At 63.7% G+C, this 18,687-nt stretch carries 18 protein-coding genes; 3 read left to right on the top strand and 15 right to left on the bottom strand.

Features of this window, described 5'->3' with window-relative positions:
- Positions 1–55 precede the first annotated feature (55 nt).
- The 5 genes from AABQ55_RS37060 to AABQ55_RS37040 form a co-directional block, all read right to left on the bottom strand.
- Positions 56–1,000: a hypothetical protein gene (locus AABQ55_RS37060; protein WP_064334756.1), complete on the bottom strand. Its 945-nt coding sequence runs from the start codon at positions 998–1,000 to the stop codon at positions 56–58.
- Positions 1,000–1,551, bottom strand: a complete 552-nt coding sequence (locus AABQ55_RS37055; protein WP_242224981.1) for a hypothetical protein — start codon at positions 1,549–1,551, stop codon at positions 1,000–1,002. The genes AABQ55_RS37060 and AABQ55_RS37055 overlap by 1 nt, the downstream gene beginning before the upstream one ends.
- Positions 1,548–2,474, bottom strand: a complete 927-nt coding sequence (locus AABQ55_RS37050; RefSeq protein ID WP_064334755.1) for an ArdC family protein — start codon at positions 2,472–2,474, stop codon at positions 1,548–1,550. The genes AABQ55_RS37055 and AABQ55_RS37050 overlap by 4 nt, the downstream gene beginning before the upstream one ends.
- 251 nt (positions 2,475–2,725) lie before the next feature.
- Positions 2,726–3,085, bottom strand: a complete 360-nt coding sequence (locus tag AABQ55_RS37045) for a DUF6915 family protein (RefSeq protein ID WP_064334754.1) — start codon at positions 3,083–3,085, stop codon at positions 2,726–2,728.
- 11 nt (positions 3,086–3,096) lie between these two features.
- A complete protein-coding gene (locus AABQ55_RS37040; RefSeq protein ID WP_064334753.1) occupies positions 3,097–3,483 on the bottom strand; it encodes a DUF6878 family protein in 387 nt (128 codons plus the stop codon).
- A gap of 266 nt (positions 3,484–3,749) precedes the next feature.
- Between AABQ55_RS37040 and AABQ55_RS37035 the strand changes: the two genes are divergently transcribed.
- Complete coding sequence (locus tag AABQ55_RS37035; RefSeq protein WP_064334752.1) at positions 3,750–4,052, top strand: type II toxin-antitoxin system Phd/YefM family antitoxin; 303 nt, start codon at positions 3,750–3,752, stop codon at positions 4,050–4,052.
- Positions 4,049–4,522 carry a type II toxin-antitoxin system VapC family toxin gene (locus AABQ55_RS37030; protein ID WP_064334751.1) on the top strand — a complete coding sequence of 158 codons (474 nt, stop codon included), beginning with the start codon at positions 4,049–4,051 and terminating at the stop codon, positions 4,520–4,522. Before AABQ55_RS37035 ends, AABQ55_RS37030 begins: the two co-directional genes overlap by 4 nt.
- A 124-nt stretch (positions 4,523–4,646) precedes the next feature.
- On the opposite strand, the gene AABQ55_RS37025 is transcribed toward AABQ55_RS37030, so the two are convergent.
- From AABQ55_RS37025 to AABQ55_RS37000, 6 genes are all read right to left on the bottom strand, one after another.
- On the bottom strand, positions 4,647–5,231 hold the full coding sequence (locus tag AABQ55_RS37025) for a hypothetical protein (protein ID WP_272809703.1): 585 nt from the start codon (positions 5,229–5,231) through the stop codon (positions 4,647–4,649).
- Positions 5,232–5,804: 573 nt separating this feature from the next.
- On the bottom strand, positions 5,805–6,149 hold the full coding sequence (locus AABQ55_RS37020) for a hypothetical protein (protein ID WP_064334749.1): 345 nt from the start codon (positions 6,147–6,149) through the stop codon (positions 5,805–5,807).
- Positions 6,150–6,448: 299 nt separating this feature from the next.
- Entirely contained in the window at positions 6,449–6,772 is a 324-nt protein-coding gene (locus AABQ55_RS37015) for a hypothetical protein (RefSeq protein ID WP_064334748.1), read from the bottom strand.
- Positions 6,769–7,659, bottom strand: a complete 891-nt coding sequence (locus AABQ55_RS37010) for a DUF7007 domain-containing protein (protein ID WP_064334747.1) — start codon at positions 7,657–7,659, stop codon at positions 6,769–6,771. The genes AABQ55_RS37015 and AABQ55_RS37010 overlap by 4 nt, the downstream gene beginning before the upstream one ends.
- A complete protein-coding gene (locus AABQ55_RS37005; RefSeq protein ID WP_064334746.1) occupies positions 7,656–8,105 on the bottom strand; it encodes a hypothetical protein in 450 nt (149 codons plus the stop codon). Before AABQ55_RS37005 ends, AABQ55_RS37010 begins: the two co-directional genes overlap by 4 nt.
- Positions 8,106–8,200: 95 nt before the next feature.
- Positions 8,201–9,967: a ParB N-terminal domain-containing protein gene (locus tag AABQ55_RS37000; protein ID WP_064334745.1), complete on the bottom strand. Its 1,767-nt coding sequence runs from the start codon at positions 9,965–9,967 to the stop codon at positions 8,201–8,203.
- 448 nt (positions 9,968–10,415) lie between these two features.
- Between AABQ55_RS37000 and AABQ55_RS36995 the strand changes: the two genes are divergently transcribed.
- Positions 10,416–10,850 carry a helix-turn-helix domain-containing protein gene (locus AABQ55_RS36995; protein ID WP_064334744.1) on the top strand — a complete coding sequence of 145 codons (435 nt, stop codon included), beginning with the start codon at positions 10,416–10,418 and terminating at the stop codon, positions 10,848–10,850.
- A gap of 302 nt (positions 10,851–11,152) precedes the next feature.
- Here AABQ55_RS36995 and AABQ55_RS36990 read toward each other — a convergent pair whose 3' ends face one another.
- From AABQ55_RS36990 to AABQ55_RS36975, 4 genes are all read right to left on the bottom strand, one after another.
- On the bottom strand, positions 11,153–16,264 hold the full coding sequence (locus AABQ55_RS36990) for a DEAD/DEAH box helicase family protein (RefSeq protein ID WP_242224977.1): 5,112 nt from the start codon (positions 16,262–16,264) through the stop codon (positions 11,153–11,155).
- Between the two features lie 307 nt (positions 16,265–16,571).
- The gene (locus AABQ55_RS36985; RefSeq protein ID WP_272809704.1) at positions 16,572–16,916 is read right to left on the bottom strand and encodes a hypothetical protein; all 345 of its coding nucleotides are present in this window, start codon (positions 16,914–16,916) and stop codon (positions 16,572–16,574) included.
- A gap of 54 nt (positions 16,917–16,970) precedes the next feature.
- Positions 16,971–17,603: a hypothetical protein gene (locus AABQ55_RS36980; protein WP_064334828.1), complete on the bottom strand. Its 633-nt coding sequence runs from the start codon at positions 17,601–17,603 to the stop codon at positions 16,971–16,973.
- Positions 17,600–18,628 (bottom strand): hypothetical protein, encoded by a 1,029-nt coding sequence (locus AABQ55_RS36975; protein WP_245337562.1) that lies wholly within the window; start codon positions 18,626–18,628, stop codon positions 17,600–17,602. Before AABQ55_RS36975 ends, AABQ55_RS36980 begins: the two co-directional genes overlap by 4 nt.
- Positions 18,629–18,687: the final 59 nt, after the last annotated feature.

Below are 18,687 nucleotides of genomic sequence, written 5' to 3'. Positions count from 1 at the left end.
GGTCGTCGCGTCTGGGGGCGTACCAGGAGCGGCGGCCCCGATCTTCCGGGGGCCGTCAGACACCGCACATGCCCTCGCACTCGTTCGGCCAGAGGTCGAGCTGACCGCGATCAGAGGCCGTCGATAGATCGGCCTCGTCCAGCGGCACGCACGAACGATGCAAAAAGACCTCGCCGCGGATACCGCTCATGCCATTGCGTAGCGCCTGGTCGACCTCGATGGCGTCGGCCCATGCCGCGAGATCGTGGTCACGCATGAAGCGCCAGCGTGCATTGTCGTGAAACGGGCAACCCACGCAAGCGCTCTTTGGCGGATCGGGATAGCCGTGGCGGCGCAGCCAGCAGAGGCACTCGTACCGGCTCATGCGCTTTTCGATCAGCGGAAAGCGCTTGACCTGCCAGGGCTCGAAGCTGGGCTTCGCCCGCACGATCTCGTCGCAGCTGATGCCGATCCATTGCTCCACGACAGCATGATCGGGCGAGCGCTTGCGGGTGAGGCCGGCGAGTGCCCGGACCTTTCTCCGGATTGGGACTATTTTATAGTCCGTCGTGCATTGCCTGCGGATCATGCCGATCGACACGGTCTCGCGGGCTGTCGCGCGCGTGCCGATTTCGATCAGCTCGCCGTCATGGTCTTCGTCGTAGACGGGGACGACCACACCAGCGGGCGTGACCGTCTTGGCGAAGGCCGGGATGGACGCCCAGCGTTTGCCGTCGCCGGCGCCGATCAAGTCGTCACGAATGTTCCCGGCGGACACAATATGAACCGGGAACGGCAGCACATTGCCCGACATCAGCCATTCGAGATGGTCATAAACAGCCTGCGGCTCCCAGCCCGTGTCCGCGAAGATGGCACAATCAGGCATCGGGCCGATCTCGCCGTGAGCGGCCATCAACGCCAGCGTCGTGGATTGCACGCCCGCACCGAGGCTGAGCGCGCGAAGGCGAATGGCGGAAGATCCTTCCTCCGCCGGATTGAGACCAAGCGGAGAGAAGAGCATCAATGTCCCTCCACGAATTCACGGTCCAGCCAGCGGCGAAGATCGCGACGCATGATACCGATGGGACCATTGACCTCGGTGATCCGCGCGTCGCCGACGATATGACCGCGTTCGCGGAACAGGTCGACGAGGTGGCGCATGACATCGAGATAGAGATGGCCACCGACGAGGGCGACATCCGAGAAGGGAACGCGTCCATAGCCCGTCAGCGTCGCGATGTGCATTCCGGGATGCTCGCCTGAGGCCATGCCGCGGCGCCTGGTCTTCTGCTTCGGCCATCTCGTTCCGAGATCGCCAGCCTTCATCTCGGCCGCGATCGCCGGCGTCATGCGCGCGTCATACATTTCGATCGGCGTGGCTGCGGCCCGGAACCCCAGGCGGGCGGAGAGGAAGGCGACCTTCGCCTTCTCTCCACGCGGGTCGACCGATCGCAGGGTCTGCCACAGGGGGCCGTCATAGCGTTCGATGGCCGGCATGTAGGCCGGGCCGTCGCGCTTCGTTGCCGAGCAGGCAAGGATCAGGAGACGGTTTGCGGGATGAGGAGCCATCATGCTGCCTCCCGCTCTTCAGCCGTGGCCGGCTGCAGTCCGTGAAGATAGGCGACGGCGCGCTGCGCGTGCGCGGCGGCGGCGAAGATCGCCCGCTTGTCGTCGCACAGCACCTGCAACCACGACTGAAGGTATGAAGCATGATCCGAGCGCGGCTCCAGCTCCGGCGCGATGCCGAGATCGGCGCAGAGGAAGCAACTGCCGAGTTCGGCGATCAGTTCTTCGCGGGCGCGCTCGCTGCGATCCTTGCTGTAGCGGCTGAGATCGCGGCCGACGCGATGCGCTGGCGCCGTCCAGTGCGTGGCCTCATGGCTGAGCGTTGCCACGTAGGAGGCCGCGTCCCTGAAGCTCTCGACGAATGGCATCTGTATGTGGTCGGTCGCAGGGCTGAAGAACGCCCGGTCGCCACCATGGCGTATATGCGCGCCGGTGTTCCGGAAGAAGCGATCGGCATGCTCGATCCGCTCGACGGGATCAGTAACAGGCGCTGCGGATTGATAGTAGCGGTCCGGCAGCCCGTCGATCTGCGCAACGTTGAAGACGGTATAAGCCTTCAGGAAGGGGATCTCGCGCTCGATCTCTCCGCCATGTCCGTCGGACTCGGACTTGTTGAAGCGGCTGGCGAAGACCACGGTCGCGCCGGACTCGCCCTTACGCACGGCTGCGCCAAGCTCCAACGCCTGCTTGAACGTCATCCACATCGGCGAGGAGAACCCGCGCGCAATGGTCTCCGACCACAGGAGAAGGACGTTCATCCCGCTATAGGGAAGGCCGTTGTGCCGCAAAGGTCGGGTGATCCGGCCTTCCATGTTGGACGCGCGCCACGGCTGGACCCATGGGCGGACACCGTTCGAGAGGTCCTCGACGATCCTGTCGGTGATGCGCGTGTAGATGTCCACGCGTTGCGCTTCGGTCTTTTTCCTCATTTTCCTTACCTCCGTTCCAGAGGTCGCGCCTATCGCGACCCCGTCACGGCGGTCCGGAAGCCGGAACCATAGGGGGACGGTGCACGCGAAGCGCCGGAACGAAGTGGAGGAGGGCGAAGCCCTTGCGCTGAATCCCGGTTCCGGCAGGACCGAAGCCGGACGGGTCGCGACGGCGAGCGCTCCGCGCTTTGGCCGCGACATAGAAATGCCCACCAACGAGGTGGGCATCCAAGCCGCTCACTCGGCGGGATTTATGCGGGTAGGTCCGCCTCCAGATCTTTCTCGATCCGGCGCGTTCGTCCCATCCAAGGCTCCGGGCGAATGGCCTTCACCCAGTCCGCAAACGACGGGATGAGGCCGAGATCCTCGACGACATGCTGCTCGCCAACCCATCGGGTCGGAATGATCCGGCCAGTCGAGAGCCTGATCGTTGGGCCGAAGATCGTCTCAGCCATGAATATGCCTTCTGCGTGGTGCCGCAGCGCACGGTGACGAAAATCGGCGGTGATCTCCTTACTGGCATCGAACCAGGAGTGGATCGGCATGTAGTCGTCAACTACACCGCCCCATTTCTTCACAGAGGAGAGGGAATGGTGATATGGATGCGCCATTGCCATACTCCTTAAAACTCATGAGAAGACTGTGCGCTCTCGATAAAGCGCTCGTTAAGATCAAGCAAAATGGTTCGCTTCGCGACATCGAACACGAACTCCCCGTAAGCACCTTCCCCGTCCTGCCACCCGCCGTGACTCTCGCCGAGGAGATCATAGATCATCGTTTCGATCGCGCTTTCCAAGGACTCGCTGGACTTCCTGCAGTTGGCATCGACGAGCACGACCGTTGCATCAGGCAGCTCAACTGGCTCGTCAGCTATTCTCCCCTCCATCTCCGTGATCTGGCCACTGTCCCCATATCCGTCAAATGTCACGACGACATGGGTCAGCCCCTGTTCCAACAGAGCTGCGAAAACGGCACTCTTGTTTCGAGAATGAATGTCTTCACCGTTCATTTGAGATTCCTTTTCTCCTCGGAAGCCGCGTCCATCGCGACCCCGTCACGGCGGTCCGCAAGCCGGAACCATAGGGGGAAGGCGCACGCGAAGCGCCGGAACGAAGTGGAGGAGGGCAAGGGCCTTGCGCTGAATCCCGGTTCCGGCAGGACCAAAGCCGGACGGGTCGCCTGGCACTCGCCTTTCTACCTTTTCCTTTCATGTCCTGATCTGGCGCCGGAACGACGAAGCTGCTATATATCTGACCATCTGACTAGGTGAAGCGAATGGGCAAGCAGACACAGCTTTCTGGAACGAACCGGCCGGTGAACCCGACAGTGAGCGGGCGGTGGAAACTTGAGGACGCGAAAGCACGCTTCAGCGAGGTCGTCCGGCATGCTCGTGAGGACGGTCCGCAACGCATAACCGTTCGGGGACATGACGCTGTCGTCATCATGAGCGTCGAGGAGTTCGAGCGCCTGTCACCTGCTGCGCCTCGTGTACCGTTCGTCAACTTCATGGAGGCATTGCATCTCGGCGGACTGGATCTCGACCGCGAAGCCGACCACGGTCGGGATGTCGAGCTGTGAGAGGCTGGCTACTCGATACCAATGTGGTGGCCGCGCTGATCAACCCGCAGGGCGCTCCCTCGGTCAAAGCATGGGCAGCAAGCCAGGACGAGGAGACGTTCCATCTCAGCATCCTGACACTCGCCGAATACGACAAGGGCATATGTAACCTGCCGAACGACCATCCCGATCGCTCGCGCTATATCGCATCGAGGGATGCTCTCGCGGATCGGTTTGGCGATCGCGTGCTTTCCCTGCGCGACGAGGCCGTGCGGCTCTGGGGACGCATATCGGGAGAGGTCAAGAAAGCCACCGGGCATCCGCCGCCCGTGATCGATACGCTCTTGGCGGCGACCGCAATCGAGACTGACCTTTATCTCGTCACGCGGAATGTGAAGGACACCCGCCATTCAGGCGCGGTCGTCTTCGATCCATGGGCCGACGATCCGGCGGAGTTTCCGCTGAGTCAAAAGTCCAGAAAACCACGATAGCGAGAAACCGCTGACCGGGGTTTTCGACCGACTATTGCGGTACATCCAAGCCTCGGCGACCAACTCTGCGGCGGTCAATGGGTGCATGAAGGAAAAAGGCGGGGCCGAAGCCCCGCCTGATCGCTCAACCCAGCGCGTCCATCTGCGCTTCGGCCGCCTTGCGGTCGAGCGTCTGGCCGGGATTGTCGACCGGACGATCGAACGGCTTCCAGCTTTCCCCGACGGCGTGTTCGTAGGCTGCAACCGCACCTTCGGCGGCCATGCGGAGCGAGAATGCCTGGACACCCATGTCGGCGGCGAATTCCCGCTTGCGCTGGGCGGAACTGTCGTAACCGACAATGCCGTCCCGGTCGTCGTCGCGGGCGTCGCTGGCGGCCTTGGCCGTAGCGTCGCGGGCTTCCGTCACGGCGCGCGAGTAGAACTGGCCGGCGCCATGGGCGGATCCGACGTAGGCTCCGACGATGCGCTGCAGGTGGATCTGCATCGCGCGCTCTCCGAGGCCTTCGGACAGAGCGTCGACGGTTTCGAGGATGAGACGCTCGTGCGTGTCGCGCACGCCGTCGCCGTCGACGACGGCCGTCCCGAAGCTTTCGGCGATCCGCATCGCCTGGGCGGCATCAGGGCAGGTCAGCCGGACCATTTCGAGGGTTGCACCCTTGCGGAGCTGGACGACGCGGGCGGACGGGCGGGAGGTTGCTGACTTGGCCATTTTCGATTTCCTTCTGGTTTTCTCCGAAGGCTTGCGCCGGCCCCTTGCCGGAGCGCCCTTCGGTGCGGTCGAGAAAAGCCGGTGGTCAGACGGTCGCTTTCACAGGTCCGGGGCGCCTGAGCGAGAAAGGCGGGCTTGCGGTCAAGCGGGGGCACAGCCCCTGCGCGGGACGCGGGCTCGCCTTGCGAAGGGAGGGTGAACCGGCCGCAACGCGGCGCGCAGCGGCCTTGAAACGACCGGCCGCCGGATTACGACCGTGCAGAACCGAAGGGTGCTCCGGCAAGGGGTTGGCTCATCGCCCGAACCGAAAGGAAATCGATGGTCGCGAACGTCCTCACCCTGACGCCTCCCGCGCCGATCAGCGACTCATGGTCTAACCCGGTCCGGCCGAACCAGATGCCGCTGGCGATCAGTCCTGATCGCAATGCGAGGGGCAGACGTCCTGTCGACTAGCATTGGCGGCGCGTGGCCACGCTCGACTGCCTCGTCCTGAGAGTCCCCGACAAGGCCGAAGGTATCCTGAAGGTGCGCTTGCAGCATCCCGACCGATCGCACCGGCCTTCGCCAGGACCATCATGGCGCGGGGCACTCAGGTCCTGAGTTCCTACTCCGAGATGCCCATGGCTGCGCGGGCTCCTGCAGCAGCGCGACGAGTTCCTCGAACAGCTCGGCCTTGTGATAGGCCATTTCGCTGAACACCTCGGGAGCGTCGCCCGCCGGCCCGGAATAGGCAGCATCTGCGCGTTCCCATGCCTTGATGACGTAGGTTTCGCCGGCATTGTCGGAATCGGGAAGCGCGCCGGTCCAGTCCTCGTCGGCGATGGCCAGACGGCAGGCGTCCTCTACGGTGTCCGCAGAGTGCGTCCCCTGGCGATAGTTCGGCCCGCGGTACATCGTTTCTATCGTACAGGTCTTCATGGTCTCCTCCGTGGAAACTCGCAATGATGATGGGGATGGACGCCGGCACTGGGGGCGGCGCTATAAGTCGAGGATGAACTGCCCGCCCTTCGGCGGCGCTGGAGCGCCAACCGGACCAGGACATTTGCGAAGAACACCGGCGGCGAGTGCGGCATGCTCACGATCGATATGCAGCTCGGTGGCGCGATGCCCGGACGGCCGGAGGCACCATCTCCCGACGCCCACCCTGCAGGTAGGGCAGGGGACGCGGGTGACGGGATGGTCCGGCCAGGTTTCGCCGCAGCGGTCGCAGGAGAAGATCATGACGGTCTCCGCCCGGCAGGTCGCTCGCGCAGAGCCTCGATTGCCCGGTCCTGCCGGGCGAGCTTGCGCGATAGCGCATCGATCTCCTGCTGCCGCTCGGCCGTGATCGCGGTGAGGTTGGCGCGATAGCGGGCAAGGAAGGCGCCCGCCTCCAGCGGCTGGCCTCGCCGATAGGAGCGCCGGCGCGGATGCAGGTGCGGAATGACCGCTGTCATCCTGCGAATAATCTGCCGGTCGATCAGGTCGAGCTGGTGCTGGGTCTGCCGGCGTGCCTCTTCCATGCGGGACAGCAGCGAGCGGCAATCGGAAAGCGAGTTCATGACGCTTTCCTCCGCTCCCATCCGACGAAGGACGACGGGCCATTATCGGTGGCATGACACCCTTCATCGATAACGAAGCCGAAGGGCCCGCGTCCTTGGTATTCTGCCTTCGGCGCCAGAAACCGCCGCTCCACGACATTGGCGCCACGTCGACCGCCGAGGACGGCGACCACTTCGATCATGCCCGGATGATGGCCGGAGGTGATCGCCGACGCGACGATCCAGTCGCCGGCATGACGGCGCTCGAAGGCGTGGCGGTCCTTGCCGCTCGATTCTCCCGGCTGAAGCGGACGTCCGAAGATCGCCTCCCATTCGTCCGGCCATTTGTCCTTGATCATGCGCTCCGCGAGCTTGCGCTCGTAGGTGGTGAACAGGTCGGGGAAGTTGAAGGTGACAATCGCCCAGGCTTCATCCTCTTCGTACCAGCCCGAACTGATCCGAAGGGACCGGACGATCCGCTTGTTTCGCTCGGCGGAGAGGCGAAAGCCGCCATGGCCGGCGGTCATGTGGGCGACAATGCCCTCGGCATAGATCGTTGCAAGCTGGGATGGCCCCCATGGCGTGCTGCAGACCATCCGGGTCTGGAGACGCTGAAGTCTCGACAGTTCGCGCTGGTGCTGCACGGTTTCAAAAACACGCGACCGGAAAGCGACCTCATCGGCAAGTTCGCCATCATGTCCATAGAAGTGCTCGCGCCGCAACGTCGACAGCGGCTGCGCCAGGCGCCAAGCGCTGGCGAGGAAACCGCCACCGGCGGCGCGTGGCAGCATAGCGAGCAAGAGATCGCCCAACCGGGCGACCGGAAAGCCTTCGCTGCTGGAGCCGAACTCGACCCGTGTATCCTCAAGGGTCGAGGTAGCATCGTCGGGAAGATCGGACGCGTTCATGCTGCTGTTCTCCCCTCTACATGGTCGGCCGCCAGCTCGTCGGCGGTGACTTCGACCGTGAAGGCATCGGAAAACGCAGTGTTGTCAGCGAGCCAGGAGCAGGCAGCAGCCCGGTCATCGGCGAGATGAAGGATCAGTGCGGCGGGATCGTTCCGCTCGAAGATCCGCACCGATCCGATCTTCGGGCGCGAGGCAATTCGGAAACGATAGGCAAGGCCGGTGGAAAACGTACGAAGGTCGTTTTCGCAACGGAGCATAAAGAACGGCGCAGCGCCGGGGCAGTCCTGGCCCGTCTCGCCGAACTTGCGAACGAGAAGGCCGGCGCCGTTGTTGCGCTTCCAGTGATAGAGCGTCGCCACATGGTGTTCCGGGGGACGGGGGTTTCCATCGGACCATTCGACGACGGAACCGATGGGCGCGAGCGGGATGATCAGGTCCGCATTCATAGCGTTCTCCTGCAGGATCGTGGTTGCCGGACACACCTCCGCCACCGGTGATGCCGGCAGCGAAGGTGTCGAGCGGGAAAGGGAAGCGCGGCGGCCTATTCGGCGGCGATCGAGTAGGCGGTTTCTTCCTCGATGACGGTCTCCTCCGCCGGGGTGTCACCATCCGCATGGGCAGCGCCGGCATCGATCACCGCGGGGGCGGCTTCAGCGGTGGAATCGCCGTCTCCGTCGCCCTCGGATTCGTCCTCATCTCGGGACTCGCCTTCACCCATGGCTAGATCGCGAGCCTTGAGGAGGTAGGAAAGCTCGCCCAGTTCCGGTGCAAAGCGGGCTGCAGGATGGACGAACACCCCCTCCTTGTAATGCTCGACAAGCGCGGTGCGCGTTTCGCGGACACGCTTGCCCGGAAGGATCGACACTGCGGCGCAGGATGATTCCAACGCCGGGCGCGACAAGCATTCCACGAACGCTTCCGTCGCCATGTTCGCGATGAAACTGTCAGCACCGATGGCATCGCCGGCGATGCGCGCGACGACACCGCTACTGGTGTGGCCCCTACGGCAAGACAGGGTGTCGATCAGCGCGGAACGGGCGGCGACGCGCAGGGTGTCCACGTCGAAGTCGAGCTTGCCGTTTTCATCGAGCAGCATCGCGGCATGCCGGTTGAAGCGGCTCGTCCCGATAAGACCGTCGGAGGAAGGCGACTGGACGTTCACATTGGCGCCGGCGAAGGCGAGAATGAGCAGCGCCATCAGCGTGTCGTCCTCGATCGGAGCACGGCCGAGCGCCTCGCGGAGCGCATCTGTGCGGAAATCGCCGATGATCTTGTACCCATCCTGCGTCACGTCGGGGCGCGGTTTGGTAACAATCACCTCGTCGGCGCCTGAGACCGCGCCGGAGCCGTCTTTGCCGGCCTTGGCTTTCGCCTTCTTCTTCTCGTCGGGCATCCGGTAATGCACGGTCTGCACCTTGCCGGTGCGGTCGAGATACATGGCGGTATGGTCGGATTTCTGCGGCTTGGTGTAGACCTTCTCCGCCTTCTTCGGAAGTTCCGGCTCGCCGTAGCTGTTGACTTCTACAATCGCGCCCCGCTTCGGCAGATTGCTCGTCATCCATTCATGCTGGGCGCCAAGGTAGGCCTCGACATTGGTGGTGTAGCGGTTGTCTTCGTTGCCCGGCGCAAACAGGTCTTCGGCCCATTCGATGCCGTACGCCGCGGCGAGATCGTCACCGAAGCTGGCATCGCGCGCGAACATGCGCCGCTTGTTGAGCGCGCTGGCGATGTACGGCCAATGTGCCCTCTCGCCCTTTCTCGGCTTGTTGGCCTTCCAGACCTCGCCCTGCTCTTCGAGGCTCGCCGCCGCAATGAAACGCAGCTGCTGCTCGTTCGGCATATCGCCGAGCGTCATCTGTTCGAGCATCGCGGGCAGGACGTTGGCGAGCAGCCGCAGCTTGCGGACCTGGCGGACAGGCAATGCCAGCGCCATGGCGATCGCTTCCTCGCTCCAGCCTTCCGCGACCAGGCGCTCGATGCCACGCCACTGGTCGACCGCGTTCAGGTCTTCGCGTGCATAGTTCTCGACCATGCTGCTCATGGCGCCGTTGTCGTTGGCCGCTTCCTTGACCAGAACCTCGATTTCGGCAAGACCGGCGGCAATCGCCCCGTCCCTGCGGCGGTGGCCGTTTTCGATCATGAGACCGTTTCCACCGTCCGGCCCGGTAAATACGATCGGCGGCTGGATGATGCCGACCGCCTTGATGGTCGCGGTCATCAGAGCGTCGGCCTGGGGCGACGACTTGGTGCGGCGGGCCGTGTTCGGGTTGTCCAACAGATCGCGCGGATCGACCTTCATGATTTGCATGGGATGTTCCTTTCCGGGGGTACGGACGCGGCCCTCTTGCCGGTCCTTCTCGTGTCTTCTTTTTTCCGAAGACACCTCCCGGACCGCGGGGCGGCCGGACCGGTGCAACTGCGGCCGAGCGTCCCTGCAGCGATGGACAAGCGGGGCCGACGGCCCTGCGAAGGACGAGTTGCCGGGATGCGCAGGCGGCGGTTGAGCGAAGCGCCGCTGGGAGGACCGATCTGCGATCGGGTTTCCCTTTTCTGTCCCTTTCCTTTCTTCTGTCCTGCCCTGGCAGATCGCTTGTTCGCCGGGAAAGTCAGACGACCTGTCTTGACACGACCATGGTGGCGGAGCAGGGAGCACCTTGCGCGTCTTCAGCACCGGCGCCGCGCAGTTCGAAGCGGACGCTCAATAGGTTCTGGTTCTTTGACTAGTCATCTTGCGATCCCGCTATCAAGAGGGTTCGATGAAGAAGACAGCAGACATCAAGGCGCCGAACGCGATCGACATCGAGGTTGGCCGGCGCATACGCCAGCGCCGACAGATGCTTGGCTTTAGCCAGAGTATCCTTGCCGAGAATCTCGGCGTCACGTTCCAACAGGTGCAGAAATATGAAAAAGGCACAAATCGCGTTGGTTCGAGCCGACTTCAGAATATCGCGCGCTTCTTAACTTGTCCGGTCGCCTATTTCTTCGAGGGAACAGACCAGATCGCACGGGAGGATGGGAATGTTGAGGGGAGCAACGTGACCGATTTCGTGATGTCGAGCGAGGGGCTCCAGCTCAACCGCGCCTTCCTATCGATATCGAACGGAAAAGTCCGACGACGGTTCGTCGCCTTGGTCAAGACCCTCGCGAACGATCAGGACGCCGCAGACGCTAGCGACGCTCTCGATCCGTAATTGCCGTAGTGATCGATGACTGCGTAGGAGCCAACCTCTACCGACGCATTCGCGAAAAGCTGGACCGATAAGCGGCGATAGCTATCGGCAAAAAAAATGGGCCTGCGAAACCGCGGCCCATTGAAGTGTGAAGGTCAAAACCTCCAGAGGGGAACAGCTGACGCGGCGGCACTGGGAGGAGAAAGACCGCCATGTGCATCAACTGCAAGCATAATGCCCGTTTCTTGACCATCTGGAAAACATTTATTGTGCAACGCAGCTATGCGGCGGCTGCGTTGCTCCCGTCGTGATCGTCGCCGGCGCTATGCCGCCTGCGCGACCGGCTCGGCGGTGGCGCGGGCTTCGGCGGCCAATGCTTCCTCGACCTCCTCCAGTTCCCGGCGCTTTGCGGCAAGTTCGTCGGCGAAGGCGAAGGTGCCCGTTTCGTGCGCGCGATACGAGGCGAGCCGGCGGTTGGCGTCTTCCAAATGCTGGCGCTGGCGGTAACGCTCGCCCGCGAAATCGTCGAGCGCATGTTCGAGACGGGAGATTGCTCCGAGCGGCGTGACGGTGACCGGCAGATCGACCTCGTAGTCGGCGCCGGTGCGTTGCAGGACGGTGCGGTAGTGATACGCGTCCTTGCCGAAGCGCTCTCCCTCGTAGATGACGTCGAAGCCGCCGATCGACCCGAGCTGTGCGTCGCCCTCGTGCTGAAGCTGGACGAGCGTTAGGACCTCCTTCATCACCGCGCGCCCGGCGTCCTTGCGCTCAACGTGCCGCTCCCCGAGAACGGTCATCGTGAATGCCTCGCCTGATGTCGGCACCAACCGCGCGATGTCCTTGCCGATCTCGTCGATGCGGCGCGTAGCAATCTCGATATCGCGTTCGGCTTCCCGCAGCCGCCGGCGGACCGAGAACAGGTCGTCGTCATGGGCGGCGCGCAGGCGCTCGAGGCGGGCGATATCGGCCTCCAGACCGGCCTTTTTCATCAGCCGTTCGTCGCCTGACGCGATCGCCTTGGCCATCGCAAACTGGTTGGCGGCACCCTCACCGAGATCTTCCAGCCGGCGGATCGACGTATCGCCGGAGAGTGCGGCGGCGATAAACCGGGCCTTGCGCTCGTTGTTCTGCCACATGCTGGCGTCGAGACTGCCTTGCGTCGCATAGGCGAAGATGTCGACGATATCGTGCTGGTTGCCTTGGCGGACGATGCGGCCCTCGCGCTGCTCGATCTGCGACGGCAGCCACGGCACGTCGAGGTGATGAAGCGCCTTGAGCCTGAGCTGGGCGTTGACCCCGGTGCCCATCATCTCGGAGGAGCCGATCAGGAAGCGGACGCGCCCGGCACGGACGTCGCCGAACAGCCGTTGCTTCGCCTCGGACTTTTTATAGTCTTGTATATAGGCGATTTCGCTGGCGGGCACGCCGAGCCGGACCAGTTCGTCGCGAATCCAGCGGTAGGCCGAAAAGCCCCGCGTCTTTTCCACGTTGATCGTACCAAGGTCGGAAAAGACCATCTGCGCGGCGCCGGGCAGGTCGTAAGGCTTCCCATCAGGACGCAGGAAGACCTGATCCGCTGTTTCCTGCCAGATCCGGAAGGCATTCCTGACAAGCAGATTGAGCTTGTTGTCCGGCTCGTTGTCGTTGGCCGGCATGACGAGGCGCAGGTCGATCGCCGCATGGCGGCCATCGGTGATGACCGAGAGCAGGATATCGTCGCCCGGCTGCGCCGGTCCCTCGCGCATCTCGATCGCCTTGATGCGGCTGTCGAGGATCTGCTGGTACATCTTGAACGCCGCGGTGGGTGTCGCGGTGACGATCTGCCGTCCGCCGGTGGAAATGGCCGGAACACGGACATATTCCCGGAGATCGGCGGGCATCACGACGTCCGCAAAGGAGCGGAACATCGAGATCAGTTCCGGGACGTTGACGAAGCTGGCAAAGCGCGAGACCGGCTTGTATTTGCCCGAAGGCTGGATCTCCAATTCGGTGGTCGTCTCACCGAAGGTGCTCGCCCAGGCGTCGAACTCATGCAGGCCGCGTTCATGGAGAGCGTCGTAGCCGAGCAGGCGCTGGACGGAGAACATCTCGCCGAGCGTGTTGGTGATCGGCGTGCCGGAGGCGAGAACGAGCGCGCGGCCGGGGTTCTTCGTTTCGATATAGCGCGACTTTACGTAGAGATCCCAGGCGCGCTGCGAGCCGTTCGGGTCGATGCCCTTCAGCGTCGACATATTGGTTGCAAAGCTGAGCTTGCGGAATTCCTGCGCCTCGTCGACGACAATCTGGTCGACGCCGATTTCCGAGATGGTCAGCAGATCGTCCTTGCGGGTGGATAGCGCTGTCAGCCGCTCCTCCAGCCCTTCCTTCAATCTCTCTAGCCGCTTGCGCGACACGCGGTCGTCGGCCTCGACCCGGGTCAGCAGTTCCTCGTAGAGCTGCAACTCGTCCTGGATCATGCTCTGCTCGAAGGCGGAGGGGACGGCGATGAACCTGAAGGCGGAGTGGGTGATGATGATCGCGTCCCAGGTGGCCGTCGCCGCCCGGCTGAGGAAACGCGCGCGCTTGTCCTTGGTGAAGTTGCTCTCGTCGGCGACGAGAATGCGGGCGGATGGATAGAGCGCCAGGAATTCGCGCGCCGCCTGTGCGAGGCAATGGCCGGGTACGACCAGCATCGCCTTGGCGATCAGGCCGAGACGGCGCTGTTCCATGATGGCGGCCGCCATGGTCATCGTCTTGCCGGCGCCGACGGCATGGGCGAGATAGGTCGCGCCATCTGCAATGATCCGCCAGATGCCGCGCTTCTGGTGAGCATAGAGCGTGAACGCAGCGGAGGCGCCGGGCAGCTGGAGATGCGAGCCGTCGAACTTGCGCGGCGCAAGGTTGTTGAAGCGCTCGTTATAGACGCCGGCCAGTCGGTCGGTCCGCTCGGGGTCCGTCCAGACCCAGCGCTCGAATTCCGTCTTGATCTTCTGCAGCTTCTCGCGCGCGGCTTCGGTATCGACGACGTTCAGTACCCGCCGTTCGCCGCCGGCGTCCTTGAAGGTGTCGAAGATCTGCGGCACGCGGCTGTTGAGCGCATCGGCGAGCAGTTCGCCGGCGTGTCGGCGGCTGGTGCCCCATTCCGACGTGCCGGCGGCGCGATAGCCGAGCTGGCGCGCTTCGACGGTCCAGGAACCGAGTTCCGGCATATGGTGGATCTTGATCTCGACGTCCATCGTCTGCTTGACGAAGGCGACGACATCGGCGGCCGGGATCCATGGCGCGCCAAGACGCGCGGTAATATCCGAGGGACGCAGAGGCGAAGGCTGGACAGCCACCAGCGCGCGGACATTGCGCTCAAAGGTCGGATCGAGCGCCGCAGCGACTTCAGCGGCCGCAAGCTTGGTGCGGACCGGGCCGGAGAGATAGGCGTCAGCGGTCTGCCACGCGCCGTCCGCCGGGTTCTGGAACACGGTGTCACCGAGCTGGTCGACCACCTTGTCACGGTCGCAATGGAGTAGCTCGGCGATGTGGTCGAGGTCGACGCGGCCGCGCTCGTTGAGCACGACGGCAAGCGCGTCGCCGGCATTCGTCACCACCGGCGGGGCAGGGGGCGCGATCACCCGCTGCGAGAAGATCGGACCGGGTTTGGCCGTGTCGGTGTCGAGGTCGTAGTCCTCGATGGAGGCTACCAGCCAGCAGTCGGGATCGTCACGAAATGGCTGGAGGTTCGGCTGGCGATGCGTCTCGCGGGTCTCGCCGGAGTCCACATCCTCGGTAATGCTGACGGTCGTGTGGTTGATCGGCCCGAAATCCCTGACGAAGCTCGACCAGGCGATGCGCAGCCGCACCTGCAGGTCGCGCCACGGCCGGCCGGTCTCCTGCGCCTTCAGCACCTCGCGCACGGCGTCGCGGACAGCTATCAGCTTCTGTACGATACGGACGTGCTTTTCCGTCAGACCGTCACCGACACGGCCCTTCCTGACCTTAATCACGACGGGCTGGCCGTCGACGATCTGCATCAGGCCCTGCCTGTTGTCGACGAAGTAGCTGCCTTCGCGAACATTGGCATTGCCGGGCCGCAGGTCGACAATTTCCGTCAGCTCCTCCTCAAGATCGAGATCGATTTCGGTCGGCTCGCCGTCATAGATGTCTTCCGGCAGACGGCAGATGGCAGCGTCCAGCACCTCGGCGGGATCCTCGCCCGCCCGCGCCCGGCAGGTATAGGTCTCGCCGAACGGACCGGAGGTCAGCGCATGGGTACCGAGAACCATGCCGGGATTGTCTGCGAACCAGCGATTGACGCGGATGGCGCCTTCGTCCTCCGTGGCGGGGCAGACTTCCTCGATATCGAGCCACGACGTATCGCCCTCCGGCTCGCCGGCTTTGCGCTTGCGGAAGAAGAGGATATCGACGACGGTGTCCGTGCCGGCGTCGCGGCGGAAGCTGCCTTCAGTCAGGCGGATAGCCGCGATCAGGTTGGCCGATTTGGCGATATGCACCCGCGCCGTGGCGTCCGCTTTGTCCATGGTACCGCTGCTCGTCACGAAAGCCGCCAGCCCACCGGGTTTCAAAAGGTCGATAGAGCGGGCGATGAAGTAGTCGTGCAGACGAAGCGCAAGCGGTCGATAATGATGGTCGGAGCGAACCGTCCTGTCGGAGAAGGGCGGATTGCCAATCGCGAGATCGTAGACGACGCCGAGATCGGTGCGGGCGAAGTCGCCGTTGACGATGCGCGCCTTCGGCTGCAGCAGCCGCACGATGCGGGCCGTGACCGGATCGAGTTCGATGCCCGTGACATGGCTGGTGGCGCGATAGGTCGGTGGCATCAGCGCGGGGAACAGCCCCGTGCCGATGCCCGGCTCCAGCACGCGGCCGCCGCGCCAGCCGAGACGCTGCAGCCCGGCCCACATCGCCCGCACGATGAATTCGGGTGTGAAATGCGCATATTGGGTGCAGCGGGCGAGCGAGGCATAGTCCGCCTCGTTGACGGCCGTCTCCAGAAGGCTGCCGAGATCGTCCCAACCCTCGCGGAACTCCACCTCGCCCGGACGGCGGAACATGCCGTTGGCAAGCTCCGACGCGCCGAAGCCGGTGAAGCGAATGAGTTTCTGCTGTTCCTCCCGTGTCGCCGGCCGGTCCTGTTTTTCAATTTCGCCGGCGATGAGGATGGCGCCGACGTTCGCCTTCGCCCGTTCCTTCCAGCCGGCGGCGAGACCGCGGCCCTCGTCGTCGAGGAAGAAATTGCTGCGCGCGCCCTGTTTGCGCGGTGCCGGCTTACGCGCCGCGGCGATCGGTAGAGCCGGGGCAGGGGCGGGCGGCGTCGGGTCCGGATCGTCGTCATTGGCGGCGAAGGGATCGTGGCCGCTGAACCCGGTCATGCCGAGGCCGAGGCCCAGGCCGGACGTCAGCGCGGTGTTGCCGAACATGTCGAGCGTGAAAGGATCGTTGCTCATCGAGATCTCCTTGTGAGCAGGCGTGCGCCATCGTCCGCGGGAAGGGGTTCCGGCAGGTGAGGGGCGCTTGTGATGGGACGAGGGGGGTGATGCGGTCGGAAGCGGAGCGATGTCCTTCCTTCTTCAGACCTTGTCTTGCACGATCCGGAGCCCGCATCGCGGGCAGCCGGTCAAGGGCCGCTTCAGCGGCAACGCCTGCCCTTGACGGGCCGGACGCGCATGCGGGAAAGGCGCTTCTCCTTTCCTTTTCTTCTCCTTTTTTCACCGGCCGGCGGTCAGGAGCTGGCAGGCGACGTCCGAGGAATGACTAGGGTGATGCCTGCTTCCGCCTGTGCTCCTCCAGAATCTTTTCCGAGGCGGCTTTCGCGCGTGCCCGTGATTGCGCGGCGCGTGCGGGCAGGTCGCGGGTCTTGACGTCCTTCAATTCCTCGACGTCTCTCATCACGGTTTCCCTGGCGATGTAGCTCCAGATGTTGGCGGCCAGTTTCGGGTTCTTGAGCGAGCGCCGGTAAACGGCCACAGCGACCTCCGTGGCATCGTCCATCTCGAAGCAGGTATCGAAATGTCGGGTATGGCCACCTTTCCGGGAAATGACCGTCACGGCATAGTTGACACGTCCGGCGAAGTTGTCGGTGCGGTAAACGCTGGGCATGGATATGCTCCTCAGTGTGGGGGAAAATGGTCTGTCGGAGTGAATGGGCGAGGCTCACGCGTCGCGCTTCGCCGCGAGCCAGTCCTCGTAGCCGCGTCGAGTGTCGCCGTTCGCAACCTCGTACTGCCAGTCCTCGATGGGGAACTGGCGTTCCGGTTCCGATCCGTCCGGATCGAGGTTCGATAGAGCGTCCTCGGCGTCGGTGAACGTCATCATTTCCATGATGGCGACAGCTTGCATCCAGGCCTTGCGGCTTCGGGGATCCCGTTCCTCGTAGAATTTCCAGGTGTCGGGCACCTGGTAGCCTGTGCCGATCAGCTCGGCCAAGAGGTAGCGGGCAAGCGCGTTCGTTTCCTCGACGATCTGGCTATCGCTACGCCCCTGCAGGGCGGTTAGGATAGCCGCGAGAAGCTGATCGACACCCTCCTGCAGCTCGTCACCCTCGAAACCGGCAATGAAGCGCTCCGCGCGATCGAGCGCCTGAAGGAGGAGAGGCGAAGGCGATGCGATCCGCGGGCATCGGACCTCCTCCAGATCGACGACGGTGACGACACCGTCCGGCGCCTCGACATTGTAGACGTTGGCTGAACTGGCCGGGCGCCGAACGATCTCGTGCGCCTTGCACGCCGCGTCGATCGGCGATGCGGCGTCATCGATGTCGATGTCCCATGAAACACGGTAGGTCATTGGCGCTTCTCCCGATAATCCGCCAGCTTCCCCAAAACCTTGACCGCGGCCTCCTCGGTCGATCCTGGAAGCGCTGGGCCGCGGTCCGTCCAAGCCAGAACCTCGATGACCGCCGGCACGAAATCGTGGTCGAACGGCGTCGGCGGTCCGACCAGGCGCTCGCGCAAATGATTGTGGATCTTGAGTGCCAGACCCGCGACCTGGATGGCCCGCCGGCGCATTCCAAGCGGTCCCACCAATGCCCAGACTTCGACCATCTTATGCACGCTTTGCGAAATCGGCTCATCATTCATGAACCGATCGTTGAAGTCGAGCATGGCTTCCCAGCAGGCGAGCGTCGTCTCCAATCGCCGTTCATCCTTGTCGACTTCGACAGGAACAGGTGCGCCGAAGGACTCGACGAAGCGGCGAATCCTGGTCAGAGAATTGTGCCCGCGCGGGTCCAGGATGAAGTTCTCGCTCGGGAACTTGCCGTCCCGCTGCAGGTCGATGACGTCGCGCATCCGCTTGACGGCCGGTTCGGCGCCGGCAAGATCGGGAACGCCCGGCGATCGCCTGATACCCTCGGCCGGTCGCTGGATCTCGGTCTCGGCGCGCATCTCCTCGAAAAAGTCGTCGCTGTTCCTGCCGGCAATCTCATTCGCCGTCACCAGCATGATGTTCATGCCGAAACTGTCCGGGTTCTGCGAGGGATGCCGATACCACTCCAGCACCCTGATCTCTGCCAGGGCCGTGGAGCGTGCAACGATATCTTTCAGGATGAACTCCCAAGATGTTTCGCTCAGGTCGACCGCAACCGTTTTTCCCGGCTCGTCCTCTTCGCACCAGGATTTCCAGACCCGCGCGATGATCCGGTTGATCTCGCTATGCGCAACAGCGCGCGACATCATATAGGCATTGGTGAGTTCGTGTGCCGGGATGCGCAAGTGGCTCGCCACGCCGCGGTCGCTATAGAGCAGCAGACCGCTGTCGGTCTCGCCGGCGTCGAAGACATGCGAGAGCACGAGGCGTTCAAGCAGGGTCATGTCGTCGAGCGGGATCGCCGGCGTGATGACGACGGTCGTTTCAAGGTCATTCATGGGTT

The sequence above is a fragment of the Shinella sp. WSD5-1 genome (assembly GCF_963942435.1).
Classification (GTDB): Bacteria; Pseudomonadota; Alphaproteobacteria; order Rhizobiales; family Rhizobiaceae; genus Shinella; species Shinella yambaruensis.
Note: the sequence above shows the minus strand (reverse complement) of the source record. Positions and strands in the feature narration are given on the sequence as shown.